Origin of the sequence: Litchfieldella qijiaojingensis (assembly GCF_014651875.1) — a bacterium.
In the GTDB taxonomy this organism is placed as follows: domain Bacteria; phylum Pseudomonadota; class Gammaproteobacteria; order Pseudomonadales; family Halomonadaceae; genus Litchfieldella; species Litchfieldella qijiaojingensis.
Genome location: NZ_BMXS01000059.1, coordinates 1 through 3107 on the forward strand (window position 1 = coordinate 1; position 3107 = coordinate 3107).

2 protein-coding genes are annotated in these 3107 nt (G+C 64.8%); both read left to right on the top strand.

Annotated features, from left to right (window positions below):
• Positions 1-14 precede the first annotated feature (14 nt).
• Positions 15-1841 carry a sodium-extruding oxaloacetate decarboxylase subunit alpha gene (gene oadA / locus IE093_RS22145; protein WP_189473096.1) on the top strand — a complete coding sequence of 609 codons (1827 nt, stop codon included), beginning with the start codon at positions 15-17 and terminating at the stop codon, positions 1839-1841.
• A gap of 10 nt (positions 1842-1851) precedes the next feature.
• The coding region (locus tag IE093_RS22150) for a sodium ion-translocating decarboxylase subunit beta (RefSeq protein WP_189473097.1) at positions 1852-3107 on the top strand (1256 nt) is incomplete at its 3' end.

Sequence of the window (3107 nt, forward strand, 5' to 3'; positions counted from 1 at the left end):
ATAAGGATAAGGTCATGAGTGAGACCAAACGCCCATTGGGCATCACCGATGTAGTGCTGCGTGACGCGCATCAGTCGCTGTTTGCCACCCGCCTGCGTCTCGAGGACATGCTGCCGATCGCCGACAAGCTCGATCGCGTCGGCTTCTGGTCGGTGGAATCCTGGGGTGGGGCGACCTTCGATGCCTGCATTCGCTATCTGGGCGAGGATCCCTGGGCGCGCATCCGCGCCCTGAAGGACGCCATGCCCAATACGCGCCAGCAGATGCTGCTGCGGGCCCAGAACCTGTTGGGTTACCGCCACTATGCCGACGACGTGGTCGACAAGTTCGTCGAACGCGCGCGTGCCAATGGCGTCGACGTGTTTCGCGTCTTCGACGCCATGAACGACCCGCGCAACCTGGAGCATCCGATCCGCGCGGTCATCGAGCAGGGCGGCCACGCTCAGGGGGCCATCTCCTACACCGTCAGCCCGGTGCACACCATCGAGGGCTGGGTGGAGTTGGCCAAGCGCATCGAGGACATGGGCGCCCATTCGGTGGCGATCAAGGACATGGCCGGGCTGCTCACGCCCTACACGGCCTATGACCTGGTCTCGCGGTTGAAGAAGGCATTGTCGATCCCGGTGCATATGCAGTGCCATGCGACCACCGGCATGTCCACGGCCACGGCGATCAAGGCCGTCGAGGCCGGCATCGACAACGTCGATACCGCCATCTCGTCGATGTCGATGACCTATGGCCACAGCCCCACCGAATCGGTGGTGGCGATTCTCAAGGAAACCGATCGCGACACCGGTCTCGATCTCGAGCTGCTCGAGGAAATCGCCGCCTACTTCCGCGACGTGCGCAAGAAGTACGCGGCCTTCGAAGGCTCGCTCAAGGGCATCGACTCGCGCATCCTGGTCGCGCAAGTTCCGGGCGGCATGCTCACCAACATGGAAGGGCAGCTCAAGGAGCAGGGGGCTGGCGACAAGCTCGACGACGTGCTCGCCGAGATCCCCAAGGTGCGCGAAGATCTCGGCTTCATTCCGCTGGTCACTCCGACCTCGCAGATCGTCGGTACCCAAGCGGTGATGAACGTGATGATGGGGGAACGCTACAAGTCGATCTCCAAGGAGGTCCAGGCACTGCTCAAGGGCGAATACGGTGCCGCGCCGGCCCCTTACAACCAGGAACTCCAGGCACGGGTGCTGGAAGGCCAGGCGCCGATCACTTGTCGTCCGGCGGACCTGCTCGAGCCGGAGATGGACCGCCTGCGCGAGGAGTTGAGGACCAAGGCCCGCGAGGAAGGCATTCGCCTGGCAGAGGGCGAGCGCGAGATCGACGACGTGCTGACCTATGCGCTGTTCCCGCAGATCGGCCTCAAGTTCCTCAAGAATCGTGATAATCCCGATGCCTTCGAGCCGGCGCCCCAGGCCCCGGAGAACAATGGCCAGGCCACTAACCTGCCGGCCAGGCACGAGGCCAAGGCACCCGCGGCCGCCAGTGGGGGGCCGGAGACCTATACCATCACCGTCAACGGCAAGCAGTACGTGGTCGAGGTGGCCGAAGGCGGGCAGATCGAGCAGGTCCAGGCCCAGCCAGGCGCCGTCGCCGTACCGCCAACCGCCGACAGCGCCCCGGCGTCCAGCGGCGAAACCATCGCCGCCCCGCTGGCCGGCAACATCTTCAAGGTCAACGTCACGCCGGGCAGCAGCGTCGCCGCGGGCGACGTGGTGATCATTCTCGAGGCGATGAAGATGGAAACCGAGGTGCGCGCGGCTTCCGCTGGCACCGTCTCCGAGGTCAAGGTCAAGGAAGGCGACAGCGTATCGGTCGGCGATGCGCTGATCGTTCTCTAAGGGCATCATCATGGAAAAACTTTCGACCCTATGGTACGGCTCGGGACTGTTCAACTTGAGCCTCGGCCAGGCGGTGATGATCGTCGTTGGTTTGGGGCTGTTGTACCTGGCTATCAACAAGAAGTTCGAACCCTTGCTGCTGGTGCCGATCGGCTTCGGCGGGATTCTGGCCAATATTCCCGAGGCCGGGTTGGCCCTGTCCGCCGCCGAGCAGGCGGCGCACCTGGCCCGCCCGGAGGTGCTCGCGCAACTGAACGGTGCCTTGGGCTTGAGCCTCGAGCCCGCCCTGGGGCTGGATGCCTCGCGTCACGCGATCACCGAAGCGCTGCACGGCGATCTCTCGCCCGAGCAACTGCGCCATGCCAACGATCTGGCCATGGATGCCGGCTACACCCACGGCATGCTGTATCAGTTCTACAGCGTGGCGATCGCCTCGGGCATCGCGCCGCTGGTGATCTTCATGGGCGTCGGGGCGATGACCGACTTCGGGCCGCTGCTGGCCAACCCGCGGACCCTGTTCCTGGGGGCGGCGGCGCAGTTTGGCATCTTCGCCACGCTGCTCGGTGCGGTGGGCCTCTCGGCGATCGGGGTCATGGACTTCTCGCTCAACCAGGCCGCGGCGATCGGCATCATCGGCGGGGCCGACGGGCCGACCTCGATCTACGTGTCGAGCATCCTGGCGCCGGAGCTGCTGGGGGCCATCGCCGTGGCCTCCTACTCCTACATGGCACTGGTGCCCTTGATCCAGCCGCCGATCATGCGTGCTCTGACCACCGCCAAGGAGCGTGAGATCGTCATGACCCAGTTGCGGCCGGTCTCCAAGCTGGAGAAGGTCTGCTTCCCGCTGATCCTACTGATCCTGGTGGTCCTGTTCCTGCCGGATGCCGCGCCGCTGCTGGGGATGTTTGCCTTCGGCAACCTGATGCGCGAGTGCGGGGTGGTCGAGCGCCTGTCGGATACCGCCCAGAATGCGCTGATCAACATCGTCACCATCTTCCTCGGCCTGTCGGTGGGCTCCAAGCTGGTCGCCGACCGGTTCCTGGCAGTGGAGACGCTGGGCATCCTGGGGCTGGGGATCGTGGCCTTTGCCATCGGTACCGCCTGCGGTGTGTTGATGGCCAAGCTGATGAACACCATGAGCAAGATGCCGATCAACCCGCTGATCGGGTCGGCGGGTGTCTCGGCGGTGCCCATGGCGGCGCGGGTCTCCAACAAGATCGGGCTCGAGTACAACCACCACAACTTCCTGCTGATGCACGCCATGGG